Consider the following 17,160-nt stretch of genomic DNA (forward strand, 5'->3'; position numbering starts at 1 on the left):
GCGCCTGCGGCGCTCTTTTCCTTTTACAGGCTCAGCGTGGTGACAGCGGCAGGCCTGTGGGCTGAATCCAGCCGAGCAAGTAGGCAACGAGGATGAACACGAACAAGGCCACCGACAGCCCGATCCGCCAGGCGAGCGCATGCAGCATGCGATCGGTCTTGGGGGCGCCGTCGCGGCCGTCCTTGAGCAGCGCACGGCCGGCGGCGGCCAAGGCGACGAGGATGGCGACGAAGGCCAGCACGACGATCCATTTCATCCGGACACTGTATGGCATCCGGTCCGGGGCGGTGCGGTGAGCCCGGTGGCGCGCCGCTGGATCGTGCTGCTGGCCACCGCCGTCGGCGTGGCGGTGACGGGACGCCTCGGCGCGTGGCAGCTGTCGCGTGCCGCCCAGAAGGAAGCGCTGCAGACCAGCCTCGACACGCAGGGCGCGCTGCCGCCGCTGCCGGCCGCGGCGTTGGCGCGCGACGCGGAGACCGCCGTCGGGCAATGGCACCGGCACATCGCGCTGTCAGGACGATGGCTGCCGCAGCACAGCGTCTTCCTCGACAACCGCCAGATGAACGGTCGTCCGGGCTTCTTCCTGCTGACTCCGCTGGAGCTTGCGTCCGGTGATGCGGTGCTGGTACAGAGAGGCTGGGCGCCGCGCGACGTGCGCGACCGCGCGCTACTGCCCGAGGTGCCGACGGCCGGCGGTCGGGTTGAGTTGGTGGGGCAGGTCGCCCCGGCCCCTTCGCGGCTGTATGCCTTTGCCGAGGAGGAGTCGGGCCGGCTCCGGCAAAATATCGATATCGAGGCCTATGCCCGCGAAACGGGTGTCGGGTTGCGTCCGCTCTCCATCGTCCAGACGGAGGGCTCCGCGCCCGACGATGGCCTGCTGCGGCAATGGCCGCGACCGGCCGTCGACGTGCACAAGCACTACGGCTATGCCTTCCAGTGGTTCGCCCTGGCCACCTTGTTGAGCGGTTTGTATGTCTGGTTCCAACTCCTCCAACCCTGGCTCCGGCGGCAGCGCGCGCCGCGCTGAGGCTGCTACCTCAGAGCCGCTGAGCTTCGCGGTCCACAGCCTCCCGGCGCCGACGCTGCCGAGCGCCGCGGTTCGCCACGGGCGCCTGAAGATGCTGCTGGTGCTGCTGGTGTGCGCCGCGCCGGTGATCGCGTCCTACTTCACCTACTACATCATCCGGCCCCAGGGCCGCACCAACCATGGCGTGCTGATCCAGCCGCAGCGGCCGCTGCCCACGCCGGCCGAGCTGCCCTTGAGCGATCTGGAGGGCGCGGGCGTGGCGCCGGCGAACCTCAAGGGCCAGTGGCTGCTGATCGCCGTGGCCGGTGGGGCCTGCGACGCGCTGTGCGAGCGCCAGCTCTACCTGCAGCGGCAACTGCGCGAATCGCTCGGCAAGCACAAGGACCGACTCGACCGCGTGTGGCTGATCGGCGATGGCGCGGCGCCCCGGCCCGAGCTGCTGCCCGCGCTGCAGGGCGCAACGGTGCTGCGGGCTCCGGCGCAGGCGCTCGACCGCTGGTTGGCCGCCGGCGACGCTCGGGAGCTCGCAGCGCACTTCTACCTGGTCGATCCGCTCGGCAACTACATGATGCGTTTTCCGGCGCCCAGCGAGCCTGATCGCATCAAGCGCGACCTCGAGAAGCTGATGCGCGCGGCGGCCAGCTGGGACGAGCCGGGGCGCTGAAGGCGGCAGATGGACCACGGCGCTCTCGTCAACCTCGAGCCGCTCGCGCGCATGGCGCTGCTGGGCGGCCTGATCGCGCTCGGCCCGCTGGCCTGGGTGTGGGCGCGTACGCGGTCGGGCGACGGCCGCAATCGGCTGCGGGCGCTGACCTTGCTGACGCTCTTTCTCACCTTCGATCTGGTGCTGTTCGGTGCCTTCACGCGGCTCACCGATTCCGGACTCGGCTGCCCCGACTGGCCGGGCTGCTATGGCAGCGCCAGCCCGCTGGGCGCGCGCGACGAGATCCAGGCCGCGCAGAGCGCGTTGCCGACCGGACCGGTCACGCATGGCAAGGCCTGGGTCGAGATGGTGCACCGCTATCTCGCGACGGCGGTCGGTGTGTTGATCACGGTGATGACGCTGTTGAGCTGGCAACAGTGGCGACGCGACACCCGGGATCGCGCCGAACCGGCGGCACGGATCTCACCTTGGTGGGCCACTGCCACGCTGCTGTGGGTCTGCGTTCAGGGCGCCTTCGGCGCCTTCACGGTGACCTTAAAGCTCTACCCGGCCATCGTCACGGCTCACCTGCTCGGCGGGCTCGCTCTGCTGGCGCTGCTGGCAGCCCAGGCCTGGCGTCCGAGCGCCGAGCGGGTCGTGAGGGTGAGTGCCGCGTTGCGCCGCGGTGTGTTCGTGGTGTCGCTGCTGGCCGTGCTGCAGATCGCGCTGGGCGCCTGGGTCAGCACCAACTATGCGGTGCTGGCCTGCAGCGACTTCCCGACCTGTCAGGGGCACTGGTGGCCGACGATGGACTTCGAGCACGGCTTCTCGATCCTGCGCCCGCTGGGCGTGGGCAAGGACAGCGACTGGCTGCCGTTCGCGGCGCTGACGGCGATCCACATGACGCATCGCCTGGGCGCGCTGCTGCTGCTCACCGGGCTGACCTGGCTGGTGTGGCGGCTGGCGCGGGAGCCGGCGCTGCGCCGCTTTGCCGCGGGTCTGGTGGGCGTGGCGGCCTGGCAGGTCGTCACCGGCGTCAGCAACGCCGTGCTCGACTGGCCGCTGCTGGCGGCCGTGGCCCATACCGGCGGCGCGGCCGCGCTGGTGCTGTTGTTGACGGCGCTGGTATTGCGCACCGCGTCGGCCGACGGTGTCGCCTCGCCGTCCCGGGCCGCTGCGCCGCTCGCGGCGCAGCGCGCTTCCTAGAATCGCTTCCTGCTGCAGACATGTCCGAGACCCTCGCCACCCCTCCTGCCGCGCTGCACACCTGGTTGTCGCGCTGGCGCCAGTTCAGCGCGCTGACCAAGCCGCGCGTGGTGCAGTTGATCGTGTTCTGCGCCGTCATCGGCATGCTGCTGGCCGTGCCTGGCTGGCCGTCATTGGCCGCGTGGGGTGTGGCTCTGGCCGCCACCATCGGCATCTGGCTGGTCGCCAGCGCCGCTGCGGCCTTCAACTGCCTGGTCGAGCAGACCATCGATTCGAAGATGAAGCGCACTGCCTGGCGCCCCACGGCCAAGGGCGAACTGAGCAACACGCAGACCCTCAGTTTCGCGGTGGTCCTGTGCGCCGCCGGCATGGCCGTGCTGTGGACGTGGGTCAATGTGCTGACGATGTGGCTGACCTTCGCCACCTTCGTCGGCTACGCGGTGATCTACACCGTGCTGCTGAAGCCGGCGACGCCGCAGAACATCGTGATCGGCGGCGCCTCGGGTGCGATGCCGCCGGTACTCGGCTGGGCCGCGATGCGCGGCGAACTTGGTGCCGAGCCCTGGATCCTGTGTCTGATCATCTTTCTGTGGACACCACCGCACTTCTGGGCGCTGGCGCTGTACCGCGCAGAGGACTATGCGCGCGCCGGCCTGCCGATGCTGCCGGTGACGCACGGCAACGATTTCACGCGCCTGCAGATCCTGCTCTATACCTTCGTGCTGTTCGCCGCGACGCTGCTGCCGTTCGTCTACGGCATGAGCGGCTGGATCTATCTGGCGGCGGCCTGCGCGCTGGGCATTGGCTTCTGCGTCCACGCCTTCAAGCTGTGGCGCAGCTACAGCGAGTCGCTGGCGCGGCGCACCTTCCGTTTCTCGATCTGGCACCTGTCGCTGCTGTTCGCGGCCTTGCTGCTCGATCACTACCTGGGCCCGCTGCTGCGGGGCACGCCATGATGCGCCGATTTGCGGTTCTCTCCGTCTGCGCGGCGCTCTCGCTGCTGGCCGCTTGCGACCCGGCCTCGAAGCCGGTCGAGCCCTTCAAGGGCATCGACATCACCGGTGCCGACTACGCGCGCGATTTCGCGCTCAGCGACGTGGAAGGGCGGTCCCGTACGCTGGCCGACTTCAAGGGCAAGGCGACCGTCGTGTTCTTCGGCTACACGCAGTGTCCCGATGTCTGCCCCACCACGATGGCGGAACTGGCCGCGGTGAAGAAGCAGCTCGGCGCAGACGGCGACAAGCTGCAGGCGGTCTTCATCACCATCGATCCGGAGCGCGACACGCCGGAGATCCTGAAGGCCTACATGAGCAGCTTCGATCCGAGTTTCGTCGCCCTGCGCAGCACACCCGAGCAGACTCAGGCGGTCGCGAAGTCCTTCAAGGCCTTCTTCCGCAAGGTTCCCGGCAAGGCCGAGGACAGTTACACGATGGACCACACGGCCGGCGCCTACGTCTACGACCCGCAGGGCCGGCTCAGGCTGTTCGTGCGCTATGGGCAACCGGTCGAGGCCTGGGTGGCCGACCTGAAGCAGCTGCTGGCCTGAAGAGGTCGACGCCACCATGGACAATGCGGCCCGCGGGCCGCATTGTCGTTGCTCCGAGGCGCTTGCGGGAACTCAGGCGTAGGCGGCCAGCGCCTTGCGCATCTTCTTCATGGCGGCCACCTCGATCTGGCGGATGCGCTCGGCGCTGACGCCGTACTCGGTCGCCAGTTCGTGCAGCGTCATGCCGCCCGAGCCGTTGTCGTTGACCTTGAGCCAGCGCTCCTCGACGATGCGGCGGCTGCGCGCGTCCAGCACGTCCAGCGCCTGGCCGATGCCATCGCCGGCCAGCGCGTCGCGGCGCTGGGCGTCGAGCACGCGGGTCGGTTCGTGGCTTTCGTCGGCCAGGTAGGTGATCGGCGCGTAGCTTTCCTCGCCGTCGTCGGTCTGCGGCTCCAGCGCGACGTCGCCGCCCGACAGACGCGTTTCCATCTCGATCACTTCCTCGCGCTTGACCTTGAGTTCGCTGGCGACGATGTCGATCTCGGCATCGGTCAGCGTGCTGCGGTGCAGGTCGCTGTCGGCGGCATCGCCCTTGAAGCCCTGCTTCATCGAGCGCAGGTTGAAGAACAGCTTGCGCTGCGCCTTCGTGGTCGCCAGCTTGACCATGCGCCAGTTGCGCAGGACGTACTCGTGGATCTCGGCCTTGATCCAGTGCAACGCATAGCTGACCAGTCGCACGCCCTGGCCGGGGTCGAAGCGCTTGACCGCCTTCATCAGGCCGACATTGCCTTCCTGGATCAGGTCGCCGTGAGGCAGGCCGTAGCCCAGGTACTGGCGCGACACCGACACGACCAGCCGCAAGTGCGACAAGACCAGACGGCCGGCGGCCTCGAGGTCGTGCGCGTCACGCAGCCGCTGGCCGAGCGACTGCTCTTCTTCGAGCGTCAGCATCGGCAGGCGGTTGACGGCCGAGATGTAGGCGTTGAGGTCACCGAGCGACGGCACCAGGGCCCACGGATCTCGCACCGTCAGTGCCTGCGAGCCGGCGGACGTATTCATCGACAGTGTGGTGTTCATGGCATCGAAAGACATCCAGAACCTCCTTTCGTTCGTTCGATATTAGCACTCGCTCAAAACGAGTGCTAAAACCCAGACACTGAAGGGCGACAGACTGCTCGATCTGCATCGATCTCGAATGCTCAGTCTTGTTTGGTTAGAGAGTGAATACAAGCTAACAAACAAGTTGCCGCATTCGAGGTTCGAGGCCATGCATCCCGTTCGCAGCCCGATCGCTAGACTCCAATCCTCATCCGGAGATCGCCATGGCCGCTAGCTTCCACTGGGAAGACCCCCTGCTGCTCGACAGCCAGTTGAGCGACGACGAGCGCGCCGTGCGCGACGCCGCCCAGGCCTATTGCCAGGACCGCCTGGCGCCCCGCGTGCTGGAGGCCTTCCGCCACGAGAAGACCGACCCGGCCATCTTCCGCGAGATGGGCGAACTCGGCCTGCTCGGTGCCACGATCCCCGAAGCCTATGGCGGCGCCGGCCTCAACTACATCTGCTACGGCCTGGTGGCCCGCGAAGTCGAGCGCGTCGACTCCGGCTACCGCTCCATGATGAGCGTGCAGAGCTCCCTCGTCATGGTGCCCATTCACGCTTTCGGCACCGAAGCCCAGAAGCAGAAATACCTGCCCAAGCTCGCCCGCGGCGAATGGATCGGCTGCTTCGGCCTCACCGAACCCAACCACGGCTCCGACCCCGGCAGCCTGGCCACCCGCGCGCGCGCCGTGAAGGGCGGCTACGTCCTCAGCGGCGCCAAGATGTGGATCACCAACAGCCCCATCGCCGACGTCTTCGTCGTCTGGGCCAAGGACGACGGCGGGCAGATCCGCGGCTTCATCCTGGACAAGGGCATGAAAGGCCTGGACGCCCCGGCGGTGCACGGCAAGGTCGGCCTGCGGGCCTCCCTCACCGGCGAGATCGTCATGGACGAGGTGTTCTGCCCCGAGGAGAACGCCTTCCCCGAGGTGCGCGGTCTCAAGGGCCCCTTCACCTGTCTCAACAGCGCCCGCTACGGCATCGCCTGGGGAGCGCTGGGGGCGGCGGAGGACTGCTTCCACCGCGCCCGGCAGTACGTGCTCGACCGCCCGCAGTTCGGCCGCCCGCTGGCGGCCAACCAGCTGATCCAGAAGAAGCTGGCCGACATGCAGACCGAGATCACGCTGGGCCTGCAAGGCTGCCTGCGGCTGGGGCGCATGAAGGACGAGGGCACGGCTGCGGTCGAGATCACCAGCATCATGAAGCGCAACTCCTGCGGCAAGAGCCTGGAGATCGCGCGGATGGCGCGCGACATGATGGGCGGCAACGGCATCTCCGACGAGTTCGGCGTGGCCCGCCACCTGGTCAACCTCGAGGTGGTCAACACCTACGAGGGCACGCACGACGTGCATGCGCTGATCCTCGGGCGGGCCATCACCGGGATCCAGGCGTTCTGCTGAGTCCGTGCCGGTCGGAGGCGGGGTTCCGCGCGAGCGGGGCGCGTCCCTTCAGGCTGACGTCAGCGCGATGTCAGTGGTCGGAAGAACGCAGCGGGGACCATGCAGGTCGATGAGGAAGCGGCCCTGCGCGCTACAGTGCGCAGCATGGTCATCGCTTCCACGTCGAACATGATTCACCGTTCCAAGGCACTCGCGCAAGACCCTCCCTCCATGCACATCCTGCTGGCTGAAGACGACCCGGCACTGGCCGAGTCGACGGCGCGCGCGCTGCGCTCGCAAGGCTGGGTGGTCGACCACACCCCCCGCGGCGAACCGGTCCCGGCCTCGGTCAAGACCGATCCCTACGACCTCCTGATCCTCGACATCGGCCTGATCGGCATCGATGGCTTCGAGACGCTTCGGCGCGTGCGCGAGCAGGGTTCGACCCTGCCGGTCCTGATGCTGACTGCGCGCGATGCCATCGAGGACCGCGTGCACGGCCTCGAGATGGGCGCCGACGACTACCTCGTCAAGCCGTTTGCTCTGGCCGAACTGATCGCGCGCGTGCGGGTGCTGACGCGCCGTCACCAGGCTCGCCAGGGCAGCGTGCTCTCGATGGGCGGGCTGCGCATGGACCTGGAGGCCAACCGCGCCTGGATCGGCGAGCAGCCGCTCGACCTGTCGGCGCGCGAATGGGCCGTGCTCGAGTACCTGCTCAGCCGGGTCGGTCACGTCGTCGGCAAGGAGCAGATCCTGCAGGCCATCAGCGGCTGGGACGACGCGCTGTCGGAGAACGCGGTCGAGGTCTATGTCTCCCGCCTGCGGCCCAAGATCGAGCCGGCCGGTCTGCGCATCCGCGCCGTGCGCGGCTTCGGCTATTTGGTCGAAGAAGTCGCCGGAGTGCCTCCCGCCGTGCAGTGATGCTCAACAGCCTGAAGGCCACCCTCCTGCTGTGGGTGGTGCTGCTGACGGTCCTGATCGCGCCGGTGCGCTTGTTCTTCGACCTGCGGGGGCAGCTGCAGCGCACCAGCGATGCCTACGACGTCGGCCTGAGCGACTGGGCCCTGGCATTGGGCAATCTGGTGCACGTGGTCGACGGGCAGGTGCAGTTCGAGTTGAACGAACAGACCGAGCAGTCGCTGCGCACGAGTGCAACGGACAGCACCTACTACATCGTGCTCGACGCCGACGGCCGGCGACTCGCCGGCGACGCGCCGCTCGCCAAGCCGTCGATCGCCCTGGCGCGTGGCGAGCGCCGCATGTTCAACACGCGGATCGACGACCGCCCGGTGCGGATGGCGGTGCACGCCGTCGAGTGCGGTGCCCGGCTGTGCCAGGTCCGCGTCGCTGAAACCCTGGGCAAGCGGGACAAGGCGCGCAGCGAATCCTTGGTGCTGACGCTGATGCTCGCGCTGGTGTTCGCGCTGGTGTTCGCGGTGGCAATCTGGTGGGTGGTGCGGCACGCGATGCAGCCGCTGGAGTCGGTCAACGAGCAGCTGGCGCAGCGCTCGCTCGACGACCTGCGTCCGCTGCGTCGCGGCCGCATGCCCAGCGAAGTGCAGCCGCTGCTCAATGCGATCGATCAGCTGCTGCAGCGCGTGGCGGCCGATGCGACGCGGCAGCGCCATTTCATCGCCGATGCGGCCCACCAGCTGCGCACCCCGCTGACCTCGCTGCGGACCGAGTCCGAACTGGCGCTGCTCGAAGCCCACCCGCCCGCCGTCCATGCGACGCTGGAACGCGTGCATCGTTCGACGCAGCGCGTGGCCCGGGCCGCGGATCAGTTGCTGGCACTGGCGCGCAGCGAGGCCAGCATCAACGAGCCTGGCGATCCGGTCGACCTGAAGGCCGTGGCCCAGGACGCCGCGCAGGACTGGGTGCCGCGGGCGCTGGAGCGCGGGGCCGATCTCGGATTTCAGCTCGATTCGGCGCCGGTGCGAGGCCACCGCCACCTGCTCGGTGAACTGCTCGCCAACCTGATCCACAACGCCCTGGAGTACGCAACCGGCACCGTCCAGCGGCCGGCGCGCATCACCGTGCGCACCGGCGTGCTGACGCAACCCGGCAGCGGGCCGAGGCCCATGATCGAGGTCGAGGACAACGGGCCGGGCATTGCGCCCGAGGAGCGTCCCAAGGTGTTCGAGCGCTTCTACCGCGCGCCGGGCTCTGCGGGCGCCGGCAGCGGCCTGGGTCTGGCCATCGTGCGCGACATCGCCCGCGCGCACAACGCGGGGGTCGAACTGCTCGAGGGTGAAGAGGGTTGCGGCCTGCGCGTGCGCGTCGTGTTCCCGCCCGGCCGATGAGCCGCGGCGGCTAGCCGAAGCGGGTCGTCAGCTGCGACAGCAGCTCGTCCAGGACGCCCAGCACTTCGTCGATGGCGACCGGCTTGGTCAGATAGCGGATCGCGCCGGCCTGCAGCGCGGCCGAGATCTGCGCCGGCAGGGCGTCGGCGGAGACGGCGATGACCGGGATCTCGGCGGTCTGCTCGTCGGACTTCAGGTGCTGGAGGAGCACCATGCCGTCGATGTCGGGCAGGTGCATGTCGAGCAGGATCAGGTCGGGCGCCGAGGTGCGCACGGACGCCAGGCCGTCCAGCCCGGTGGTCGCTACTGCCAGCCGCACCTGCGGGCGCAGGCCGAAGATGCCGCGCATCACCTCGACATTGGTGTCGTTGTCCTCGATGTAGAGCACGTGGCGACGGTTGTAGGCGGCGTTGGCCTCTTCGTCGGCGTCCTGGTTTGCGGTCATCGGCCGCGCTTCGGAGTCCAGCGGTAGGCGCAGCGTGAAGGTCGAGCCGATGCCGGGCTCGCTGCGCACCTTCAGCGAGCCGCCCTGGCGCTCGGCCAACAGCTTGGCGATCACCAGGCCGATGCCGGTGCCTTCGGTCGCGCCACGCTCGCGCCCCAACCGATTGAAGGGCTGAAATAGCTGGGTCAGCAGCTGCGGCTCGATGCCCAGGCCGGTGTCGCAGACGTCGAGTTCCAGCATCGGTGTGCCGTCGCTCTCCTCGGTGCGCCGGGTCGATACGCGCACCTCGCCCGCCTCGCGGTTGTACTTGACGGCGTTGCTCAGCAGATTGGTGAGGATCTGCTTGACGCGCGTCGCGTCGCCCAGCACCTGCAAGGGCGCGTGCTCAGCCATCGTGCGCACGAGCGTGAGGCCGCGGCCGCGCGCCTGCGGCTCCACCAGCGCCATCGATGCGGCGATCAGCGGTTCCAGCGACAGCGATTCGACCTGCAGGCTCAGCGTGCCGGACTCGATGCGCGACAGGTCCAGCACGTCGTTGATCATCTCCAGCAGGTGCCAGCCGGCCTGCTGGATCTGCGTCACCCACATCCGGTGGCGCTCGTGCAGTGGCTCGCCGCGGTCGAGGTCGAGCAACTGCGCGAACCCGAGCATCGCGTTGAGCGGCGTGCGCAGCTCATGGCTCATGCGTGACAGGAATTCGTTCTTGGCGCGGTTGGCGGTCTCCGCGGATTCGCGCGCGTGCTCCGCCTCCTCGAGGCGCAGGTGCTCGCTGATGTCCTCGACCAGGCCCACCAGCCGGTGCGGCTGGCCGTGCTCGTCGCGCAGCAGGCTGACTGTCGCACTGACCCACAGCACCGGCCCGTTCTTGGTGATGTAACGCTTGCGCCGCCGGTACAGCGGCAGCCGGCCGTCCACCAGGTCCTGCTGGATCGCCAGATCGGCGGCGCGGTCCTCGGGATGGGTCAAGCTGGCGAGCGACAGGCTCAGCAGCTCTTCCTCGCTGTAGCCGGTCATGGTGCAGTAGGCGGCGTTGGGCTGCTTGATGCGGCCCTGCAGGTCGGTATAGACCACGCCGATCGGCACCGAGTTGAAGATGCTGCGGAAGCGCTGCTCGCTCTCGCGCAAAGCCTGTTCGGTCGCCAGGCGCTCTGTGATCTCGTGCTCCAGCTGCTCGGTGCGTTCCGCGACAGCCGTCTCGGTCTGCCGCGTGCGCCCGGTGACGAGCAGCAGCAGCGCACCCATCATGCCGGTGCCGAGCAGGCCGGTCAGCGAGAACAGCCAGGCCGTCGCGCTCTCGCCCGACAGCGGCCCGGCGGCAGGCCCGTTGGGCACGCCGTTCGGCGCCTGCACCCGCAGCTCCCAGGCTCGGCCGGCGAACGGGACCGTGGCGTTGTGGCTCCACAGCGGATTGGCGGCGGCACGCGCGCAGTCGGGCGGGCCGGCCAGCAGCCGGCTCTCGGGCGGTGCGTCGGCGTCGAGCAGGCAGACCTGCAGGTAGCGTGGAGCCCCGGCGACCAGACGGGCCAGGGCGTCTTCCATGCGCAGCGTGAGGAAGACCATGCCCTGCAGGCTGCGTGACGGTTCGTCGCCCCGGTACACGGCGCGGTAGACGACGACGCCAGTCTGCTGAGCGGTCTCCTGCGTGAGCCGGAAGCCAGGGGTGACGGTGGCGCCGTCGCTCAGGCGGGCACGCGCAATGGCCTCGCGGGCCGCGCGGATCGACAGCGCATTGACACCAAGCGCCGTGTCGTTGCCTGCGCGCGGCTCGATGTAGCGCATCACCATCAGTTCGGCGTCGTTCGCGCTGAGGGCGGCATCGCGCTCGAACACGCGATAGTCCGGCTGCCCGAGCGAACGCAGGCTCGCCTCGAAGGCCGGCAGGTCCTGCCGCGCAACGCGCTCGTGCCAGCCGATTGCCTGCACGCTCGGCAGCTTGCGCAACCAGCCGGCGCTGGCCCGTTCGAACTCGCGGCTGTCGACGTTCGTCGATGCGACATAGATGCTGTGCATCGCGTCCAACGCGTCGAGGTGGGCGTTGAGCCGCAGCTCGACCGTGCGGCTCACGCTGATCGCGTCGCGCTCGAAGCGGGCCGAATCGCGCTGCCCGTCCCATCGGGCCACTTGCGAGATCGCCAATGCCAGCAACAGGGTGGCGATCACCAGCGGCAAGGCCACGGTGTTGCGGCGCGGCCGCCAAGCGGTCCGGGGCCGGCCGATCAGCGTCAGCACCACCGGCGTGGCGATCATCACGCCCAAGGCATCGCCGCCCCACCAGGTCCACCAGGTGTCGAACAACAGCGCGGTCGGCAGCAGTCCGGCCAACCACAGCGCCAGGACGCTCAGGCTCGCCCCGACCGTGCAGGCAGCCAACGCACCGAAACCGAACAGGCGCAGGATCGATGCCGGCCCGTCCAGCGTCAGCGGCTCCTTCAGGCTGCGTCGCACCAGCCAGGCGCCGAGCGCCGTCTGCATCGTCGCACCGCAGGCGATCGCGAGTCCGGTGAGCGCATCGCGGAAGACATGTTGCTGATCGCCGTTGAAGTACACGAGCATCTGCACGCTCAGACTCCCGAGCGTCACCGCCGGCAGCACCCGCCAGCCGTAGACCAGGGCGGCGGCCAGCGCGATGCCGGCTGGCGGGAACAGCGGCGAGGCGTAGCCCGGCGGGATCGCGAGTTGCAGCGAGGCCGCGCCCGTCAGCACGTAGGTCAGCGCGACCAGCACCAGAGTCACCAGCGATGTGGCGACGAAGGGAGGGGCGGTGGCTGCCGGGCTGGAGTGAGCGAATGTATCGGCCATGAGAGCGGGGGCGATCGGCTGCGAGACTACCACCGGCCATGGGCGCGGCCGGCCCCGCGCAGCCTACGTCGCAGGCCCTGCCGTGGCCGCCTTCACGCCGGGCCCGCGCATGCGTCGGCGGGGTCTCTTCACGGACTGACGCTCAGACGTTGAACAGGAAGTTCAGTACGTCACCGTCCTTGACGACGTAGTCCTTGCCTTCGGCGCGCATCTTGCCGGCCTCCTTGGCGCCCTGCTCGCCCTTGAACGCGATGAAATCGTCGAAGGCAATGGTCTGAGCCCGGATGAACCCGCGCTCGAAATCGGTGTGGATCACGCCAGCGGCCTGCGGCGCGGTGTCGCCGATATGGATGGTCCAGGCCCGCACTTCCTTCACGCCGGCGGTGAAGTAGGTCTGCAGGCCCAGCAGCTTGAAGGCCGCGCGGATCAGGCGGTTCAGGCCGGGCTCGTCCTGCCCCATCTCCTGCAGGAACATCAGCCGGTCCTCGTCGGACATGTCGGCGAGCTCGGCCTCGGTCTTCGCGCAGATGGCCACGACCGGCGCCTGCTGGCCCTCGGCATAGGCGCGCAGCTTGTCGAGATACGGGTTGTCCTGGAAACCACCTTCGTCGACGTTGCCCACGAACATCGCCGGTTTGGCGGTGATGAGGCACAGCGGCTTGAGGATCGCCAGTTCTTCCTTGCTGAAGGCGATGCTGCGTACCGGACGGGCCTCGTTCAGCGAAGCCTGGCATTTCTGCAGCACGTCGACCAGCTTGGCGGCTTCCTTGTCATTGCCCGACTTCGCGGCCTTGATCGAGCGCTGCAGCGTCTTCTCGACCGTCGCGAGATCGGCCAGGCAGAGCTCGGTCTGAATGACCTCGATGTCGGCGATCGGATCGACCTTGCCGGCGACATGGATCACGTTCTCGTCGTCGAAGCAGCGGACCACGTTCACGATCGCGTCGGTCTCGCGGATGTGGGCGAGAAACTGGTTGCCCAGGCCCTCGCCCTGGCTCGCGCCGGCCACGAGGCCGGCGATGTCGACGAACTCGACGATGGCCGGCACCAGCTTCTCCGGCGTGACGATGGCGGCCAGCGCGTGCAACCGCGGATCGGGCAATTCGACGATCCCGACATTCGGCTCGATCGTGCAGAACGGATAGTTCTCCGCAGCGATACCGGCTTTGGTGAGCGCATTGAAGAGAGTGGATTTGCCGACATTGGGCAAACCCACGATGCCGCATTTGAGGCTCATGGCGGGCGAGACTTTCAGTGAGAGTTGAAGCAGCCTGCGGCTGCGGCGCCACGACGCTGGGCGACTTTCGGCGATTTTACCGGCGCGGGCTTATGCTCTCATTGACTTCGATAAACACAAAGGACATCGGAATGGCGAAATCATTGGCCCAGATTCAAAAGGAAATCGCGACACTGCAGCGTCAGGCGGAAACCCTGAAGAAGCGCGAAGTGAAGGACGTGATCGAACGCATTCGCGAGGCGATCGCGTTCTACGGCTTGAGCGCCGCCGATCTCGGGCTCGGTGCGGCGGGTCGCAAGCAACGCAAGGTCGGGGCGAAAAAGAAGAAGCAGACCAAGACCATCGGCAAGGTGAAGTACCGCGATGACGCCGGCCACAGCTGGTCGGGCCACGGACGGCGCCCGCAGTGGTTCCTGGATGCGATTGCCGGCGGCAAGACGCCGGAAGACCTCGCTGCTTGATTTGCGCGAACTGCCGCCGTCACAGGCTGCAGTTCATTGCCGACGCGCTGTCAGGTCGACAGCGTGCGTCCCAGCTTTTGCTGCACCGAGTCGAGCTTCGACTGCAGGCGCCCACCCGGGCCCGCGCGGTAATCGATCTTGATATTGGTTCCCACCCGGTCGCAGTCGGCGCTCATCGCCTCGAAGCAGGCGGTGACGACTGCCATCACCTCGTGCCATTCGCCTTCGAGGATCGTGCCCATCGGCGTGAGTTGGTAGGGCACGCCGCTCTTGTCGATGATGTCGAGCGAGCGGGCGACGAAGGGGCTGACGCTCTCGCCCTTGGTGAGCGGTGCCATGGCGAATTCGAGCAGGACCATCGGTAAGTCTCCTGTGGTTGAGGTGCGCGCGTCTTTCGGTCGGCGCGCCGGATGAACTCAACAGGGCAAGCTTTGTGCCCGTCATCAAGGCCGCGTTTCCGAGGCGCGGGCATGCCTCGGACGCAGGCGGCGCAGTCTGGCGCGTTGCCCCGGTGCGACGGGTGTCACTGCTGCGCAGGCGACAGTTGTCGCTCTGAGGAGGGTCGACCGCTGCCGATCACTCCCCCCAACGCCGGGCAGCAGCCTCCACCACGGCCGGCAGCGGCAGCATCGCCGCGCGCTGCGCTCGCAGCCAGCGAGCATCGTTGCCCTCGAACAGCGAGTCGCGCAGCAACTGCGTCGCATCGAGCGCCTCCAGGTCGAGCGCGTGCTCGTCCAGCCGCGTCAAGGTGCGCAGGATGTCGTCGCGCAGGCGCGAGCGCTGCTTGGTCCTCGGGTCGACGATCTCGCCGTCGAGCCCGAAGCGGCAGGCCTGGAAGCGATTGAAGGTGTAGACGAGGTAGTCGTCCTCGCTGGGCTCGAAGGGCTTCTCCTCGCGCAGCTGCCGGCAGATGCATTGCAGGTAGCACGCCAGCGCCGCGGCCTTGTCAACGCTCAGCGGCGTGTCGCAGACGCGCAGCTCGATCGTGCCGAACTCGGGCTTGGGACGGATATCCCAGTAGAAGTCCTTCATCGACTGCACGACGCCGGTCGCGGTCATCTTGTCGAAGAAGCCGCCGAACTCCTCCCAGCTGCGCACGAACGGCGCGCGGCCCGACAGCGGGAAGGCGAATACCGAATTGAGCCGCGCCGAATCGAAGCCGGTGTCCTGTCCCTGGACATAGGGCGACGAGGCCGACAGCGCGATGAAGTGCGGCACGTAGCGCGACAGGGCGTGCAGCAGCCACAGCGCTTGGTCGCCGTCGGGGCAGCCGACGTGCACGTGCTGGCCGAACACGGTGAACTGCTTGGCAAGGTAGCCGTACAGCTCGCTGATGTACCGAAAGCGCTCGGCCGGAAAGATCTGTTGCTCGCTCCACTGCTGGTAGGCGTGGGTGCCGCCGCCCGCGATGGCGATGTTGAGCTTGCGCGCCGCCCGCGACAGCTGGTTGCGCATGTCGCGCAGCTCCTCCCGCAGCGGGCCGTGACGGCGCTGGATGGAGCTGCCGATCTCGATCATGCTGCGCGTGATCTCGGGCTTGATGTCCCACGCACCGCTGTGCTTCGCGGTCTCGCGCAGCAGGTCCTCGGCCTGTGGCGCGAGGTCGAAGTCATGGGTGCTGAGCAGCTGCAGCTCGAGCTCGACGCCGAGGGTCAGCGCTTCGGAAGAGGTGAAATCTTGCAAGGGCATGGTCAGCTCCGTTCCGGGACTTCGCGGGCGAGGTGGCGCAGGCCCAGCACCGACCACACCGGTCCGCTGAGCTGCATCAGCGTGACGGCGATCACCAGCGCCTGCAACACGGCGGCGTCGACGATCGGCGCGTCGGCCGGCCAGCCGTAGGTGGCCGCGCCCAGCAGCAGGGCCGACTGCGCCATCGGTTGCAGTGCCACCGTGAGGGCCAGCGACTGCTTCAGGCTCAGGCCGCTGGGCCGCGCGAGCGCAGCGACCGCAAGTCCCTTGCCGAGCGCGCGCGCGACGATGATCGCCAGCACCCAGGGCCAGAGGCTCCAGAAGCTCTCGACCGAGCTCACCAACCCCAGGCTCACGAACAGCAGCACGGTCAGTGCGGCGCCGGCGGTGCCGAGTTGCGGCTCGATGGTCAGGCCGTGGCCCATACGTGCACGCGCCACGACGCCGGCCACCAGCAGCGCAAGCAGCGGTGACAGCGTCCACTGCGTGGCCAGCAGCGCGCCGAGCACCAGCAGGCCGATCTGCAGCACCGCGCTGGCCATCGTGCGGCGCATCGGACGCGACATCCACGTCAGCAGCAGGCCGAGCAATGCGCCGAGCAGGAAGGAGCCGCACAGCACATAGACTGCATTGGCCAGCGCCGGCAGCCACTCGGAGCTCAGCGGTGCGTCGGCGGTCGCGATCACGCGCCAGATCTTCAGCGCGAGCACGGCGAGCACGCTGTTGAGCGCGGTCATCATCAGCAGCCGCTCGGTGACCTGGCCGCGCGGCTGGGTCTCGTGTACGGCGGCCATCGTGATGACCGGGGAGGTGGCCATCGCTACCGCGCCGACCAGCGCGGCCGACATCGCTGGTGCGCCGAGCATCACCAGGCCCACGGTCACGGCGGCCGCCGCGAGCAGCGATTCGGCCACGCACTGCAGCGCCAGGGTCGGGTTGTCGAACAGCCAGCGCGGGCGGATCCGGGCACCGAGTTCGAACACGAGCACGCCGACCGCCAGATCGAGCAGCGGCTTCCACGGATCGAGATCGGTGCGCTCCAGCAGCCGCAGTGCCAGCGGACTGGCGATCACGCCGACCAGCATGTGGCCGCAGGTGCGCGGCAGCCGCGTCCAGCGACGCACCGCCTCGCCGGTGACGACGGCAATGATGATCAGCAAGGCGATGCCCAGCACGGGGTCGGCACCGCGCAGGCCTTCCAGGGTCCACAGTGGCGCGGTGGACAGGGCGAGAGCTGACGTCTCCATGGCGTTGTTGTTCTCCTCGGGGCTGTCGCATGCCTCTTCGCTGGCGAGGAGGGCACGCGGTGGGCAGGGCCGCGCTGCGGCCTGCGGGTCCGGGGCCTCGTGGTCTTGAAAGACCGGCGAGTGGCCCCACAATCCTCGGC

Annotated in this window: 16 protein-coding genes; 9 read left to right on the forward strand and 7 right to left on the reverse strand. The window is 68.4% G+C overall.

What is annotated here, in order from left to right; all coding sequences use genetic code 11:
* Positions 1-31 precede the first annotated feature (31 nt).
* Positions 32-256, reverse strand: a complete 225-nt coding sequence (locus tag ASC67_RS06420; RefSeq protein ID WP_056316678.1) for a twin transmembrane helix small protein — start codon at positions 254-256, stop codon at positions 32-34.
* Between the two features lie 36 nt (positions 257-292).
* Here ASC67_RS06420 and ASC67_RS06425 point away from each other — a divergent pair, with 36 nt between their 5' ends.
* From ASC67_RS06425 to ASC67_RS06445, 5 genes are read left to right on the forward strand one after another with little or no spacing between them, the layout of a single operon-like run.
* Positions 293-1,027, forward strand: a complete 735-nt coding sequence (locus tag ASC67_RS06425) for an SURF1 family protein (protein ID WP_056316681.1) — start codon at positions 293-295, stop codon at positions 1,025-1,027.
* The gene (locus tag ASC67_RS06430; RefSeq protein ID WP_056316684.1) at positions 972-1,691 is read left to right on the forward strand and encodes a hypothetical protein; all 720 of its coding nucleotides are present in this window, start codon (positions 972-974) and stop codon (positions 1,689-1,691) included. The genes ASC67_RS06425 and ASC67_RS06430 overlap by 56 nt, the downstream gene beginning before the upstream one ends.
* A gap of 9 nt (positions 1,692-1,700) precedes the next feature.
* On the forward strand, positions 1,701-2,876 hold the full coding sequence (locus ASC67_RS06435; RefSeq protein ID WP_056316688.1) for a heme A synthase: 1,176 nt from the start codon (positions 1,701-1,703) through the stop codon (positions 2,874-2,876).
* Positions 2,877-2,896: 20 nt separating this feature from the next.
* A complete protein-coding gene (cyoE, locus tag ASC67_RS06440; RefSeq protein ID WP_056316691.1) occupies positions 2,897-3,832 on the forward strand; it encodes a heme o synthase in 936 nt (311 codons plus the stop codon).
* Positions 3,829-4,422 (forward strand): SCO family protein, encoded by a 594-nt coding sequence (locus tag ASC67_RS06445; RefSeq protein ID WP_056316692.1) that lies wholly within the window; start codon positions 3,829-3,831, stop codon positions 4,420-4,422. The genes cyoE and ASC67_RS06445 overlap by 4 nt, the downstream gene beginning before the upstream one ends.
* A 72-nt stretch (positions 4,423-4,494) precedes the next feature.
* Here ASC67_RS06445 and rpoH read toward each other — a convergent pair whose 3' ends face one another.
* Positions 4,495-5,421: an RNA polymerase sigma factor RpoH gene (gene rpoH, locus ASC67_RS06450; protein ID WP_200946859.1), complete on the reverse strand. Its 927-nt coding sequence runs from the start codon at positions 5,419-5,421 to the stop codon at positions 4,495-4,497.
* A 263-nt stretch (positions 5,422-5,684) separates the two neighbouring features.
* On the opposite strand from rpoH, the gene ASC67_RS06455 reads away from it, so the two are divergent.
* The 3 genes from ASC67_RS06455 (at position 5,685) to ASC67_RS06465 (ending at position 9,142) form a co-directional block, all read left to right on the forward strand.
* Positions 5,685-6,860 carry an acyl-CoA dehydrogenase gene (locus tag ASC67_RS06455; RefSeq protein WP_056316695.1) on the forward strand — a complete coding sequence of 392 codons (1,176 nt, stop codon included), beginning with the start codon at positions 5,685-5,687 and terminating at the stop codon, positions 6,858-6,860.
* A gap of 210 nt (positions 6,861-7,070) precedes the next feature.
* The gene (locus ASC67_RS06460) at positions 7,071-7,760 is read left to right on the forward strand and encodes a response regulator transcription factor (protein WP_056318205.1); all 690 of its coding nucleotides are present in this window, start codon (positions 7,071-7,073) and stop codon (positions 7,758-7,760) included.
* Positions 7,760-9,142, forward strand: a complete 1,383-nt coding sequence (locus ASC67_RS06465; RefSeq protein WP_056316698.1) for a sensor histidine kinase — start codon at positions 7,760-7,762, stop codon at positions 9,140-9,142. The genes ASC67_RS06460 and ASC67_RS06465 overlap by 1 nt, the downstream gene beginning before the upstream one ends.
* Before the next feature lie 10 nt (positions 9,143-9,152).
* Here ASC67_RS06465 and ASC67_RS06470 read toward each other — a convergent pair whose 3' ends face one another.
* Both ASC67_RS06470 and ychF read right to left on the reverse strand, forming a co-directional pair.
* Entirely contained in the window at positions 9,153-12,386 is a 3,234-nt protein-coding gene (locus tag ASC67_RS06470) for a CHASE domain-containing protein (protein ID WP_082535859.1), read from the reverse strand.
* 142 nt (positions 12,387-12,528) lie between these two features.
* Entirely contained in the window at positions 12,529-13,623 is a 1,095-nt protein-coding gene (gene ychF, locus ASC67_RS06475) for a redox-regulated ATPase YchF (protein ID WP_056316705.1), read from the reverse strand.
* A 17-nt stretch (positions 13,624-13,640) separates the two neighbouring features.
* Here ychF and ASC67_RS06480 point away from each other — a divergent pair, with 17 nt between their 5' ends.
* A complete protein-coding gene (locus ASC67_RS06480) occupies positions 13,641-14,084 on the forward strand; it encodes an H-NS family nucleoid-associated regulatory protein (RefSeq protein WP_235566242.1) in 444 nt (147 codons plus the stop codon).
* A 50-nt stretch (positions 14,085-14,134) separates the two neighbouring features.
* Here ASC67_RS06480 and ASC67_RS06485 read toward each other — a convergent pair whose 3' ends face one another.
* From ASC67_RS06485 to ASC67_RS06495, 3 genes are all read right to left on the reverse strand, one after another.
* Positions 14,135-14,443, reverse strand: a complete 309-nt coding sequence (locus ASC67_RS06485; protein ID WP_056316710.1) for an MTH1187 family thiamine-binding protein — start codon at positions 14,441-14,443, stop codon at positions 14,135-14,137.
* A 217-nt stretch (positions 14,444-14,660) separates the two neighbouring features.
* The gene (locus ASC67_RS06490; protein ID WP_056316713.1) at positions 14,661-15,773 is read right to left on the reverse strand and encodes a YbdK family carboxylate-amine ligase; all 1,113 of its coding nucleotides are present in this window, start codon (positions 15,771-15,773) and stop codon (positions 14,661-14,663) included.
* A 2-nt stretch (positions 15,774-15,775) separates the two neighbouring features.
* A complete protein-coding gene (locus ASC67_RS06495; protein WP_056316716.1) occupies positions 15,776-17,020 on the reverse strand; it encodes a cation:proton antiporter in 1,245 nt (414 codons plus the stop codon).
* Positions 17,021-17,160: the final 140 nt, after the last annotated feature.

The sequence above is a fragment of the Methylibium sp. Root1272 genome, from assembly GCF_001425905.1.
GTDB lineage: Bacteria > Pseudomonadota > Gammaproteobacteria > Burkholderiales > Burkholderiaceae_C > Methylibium.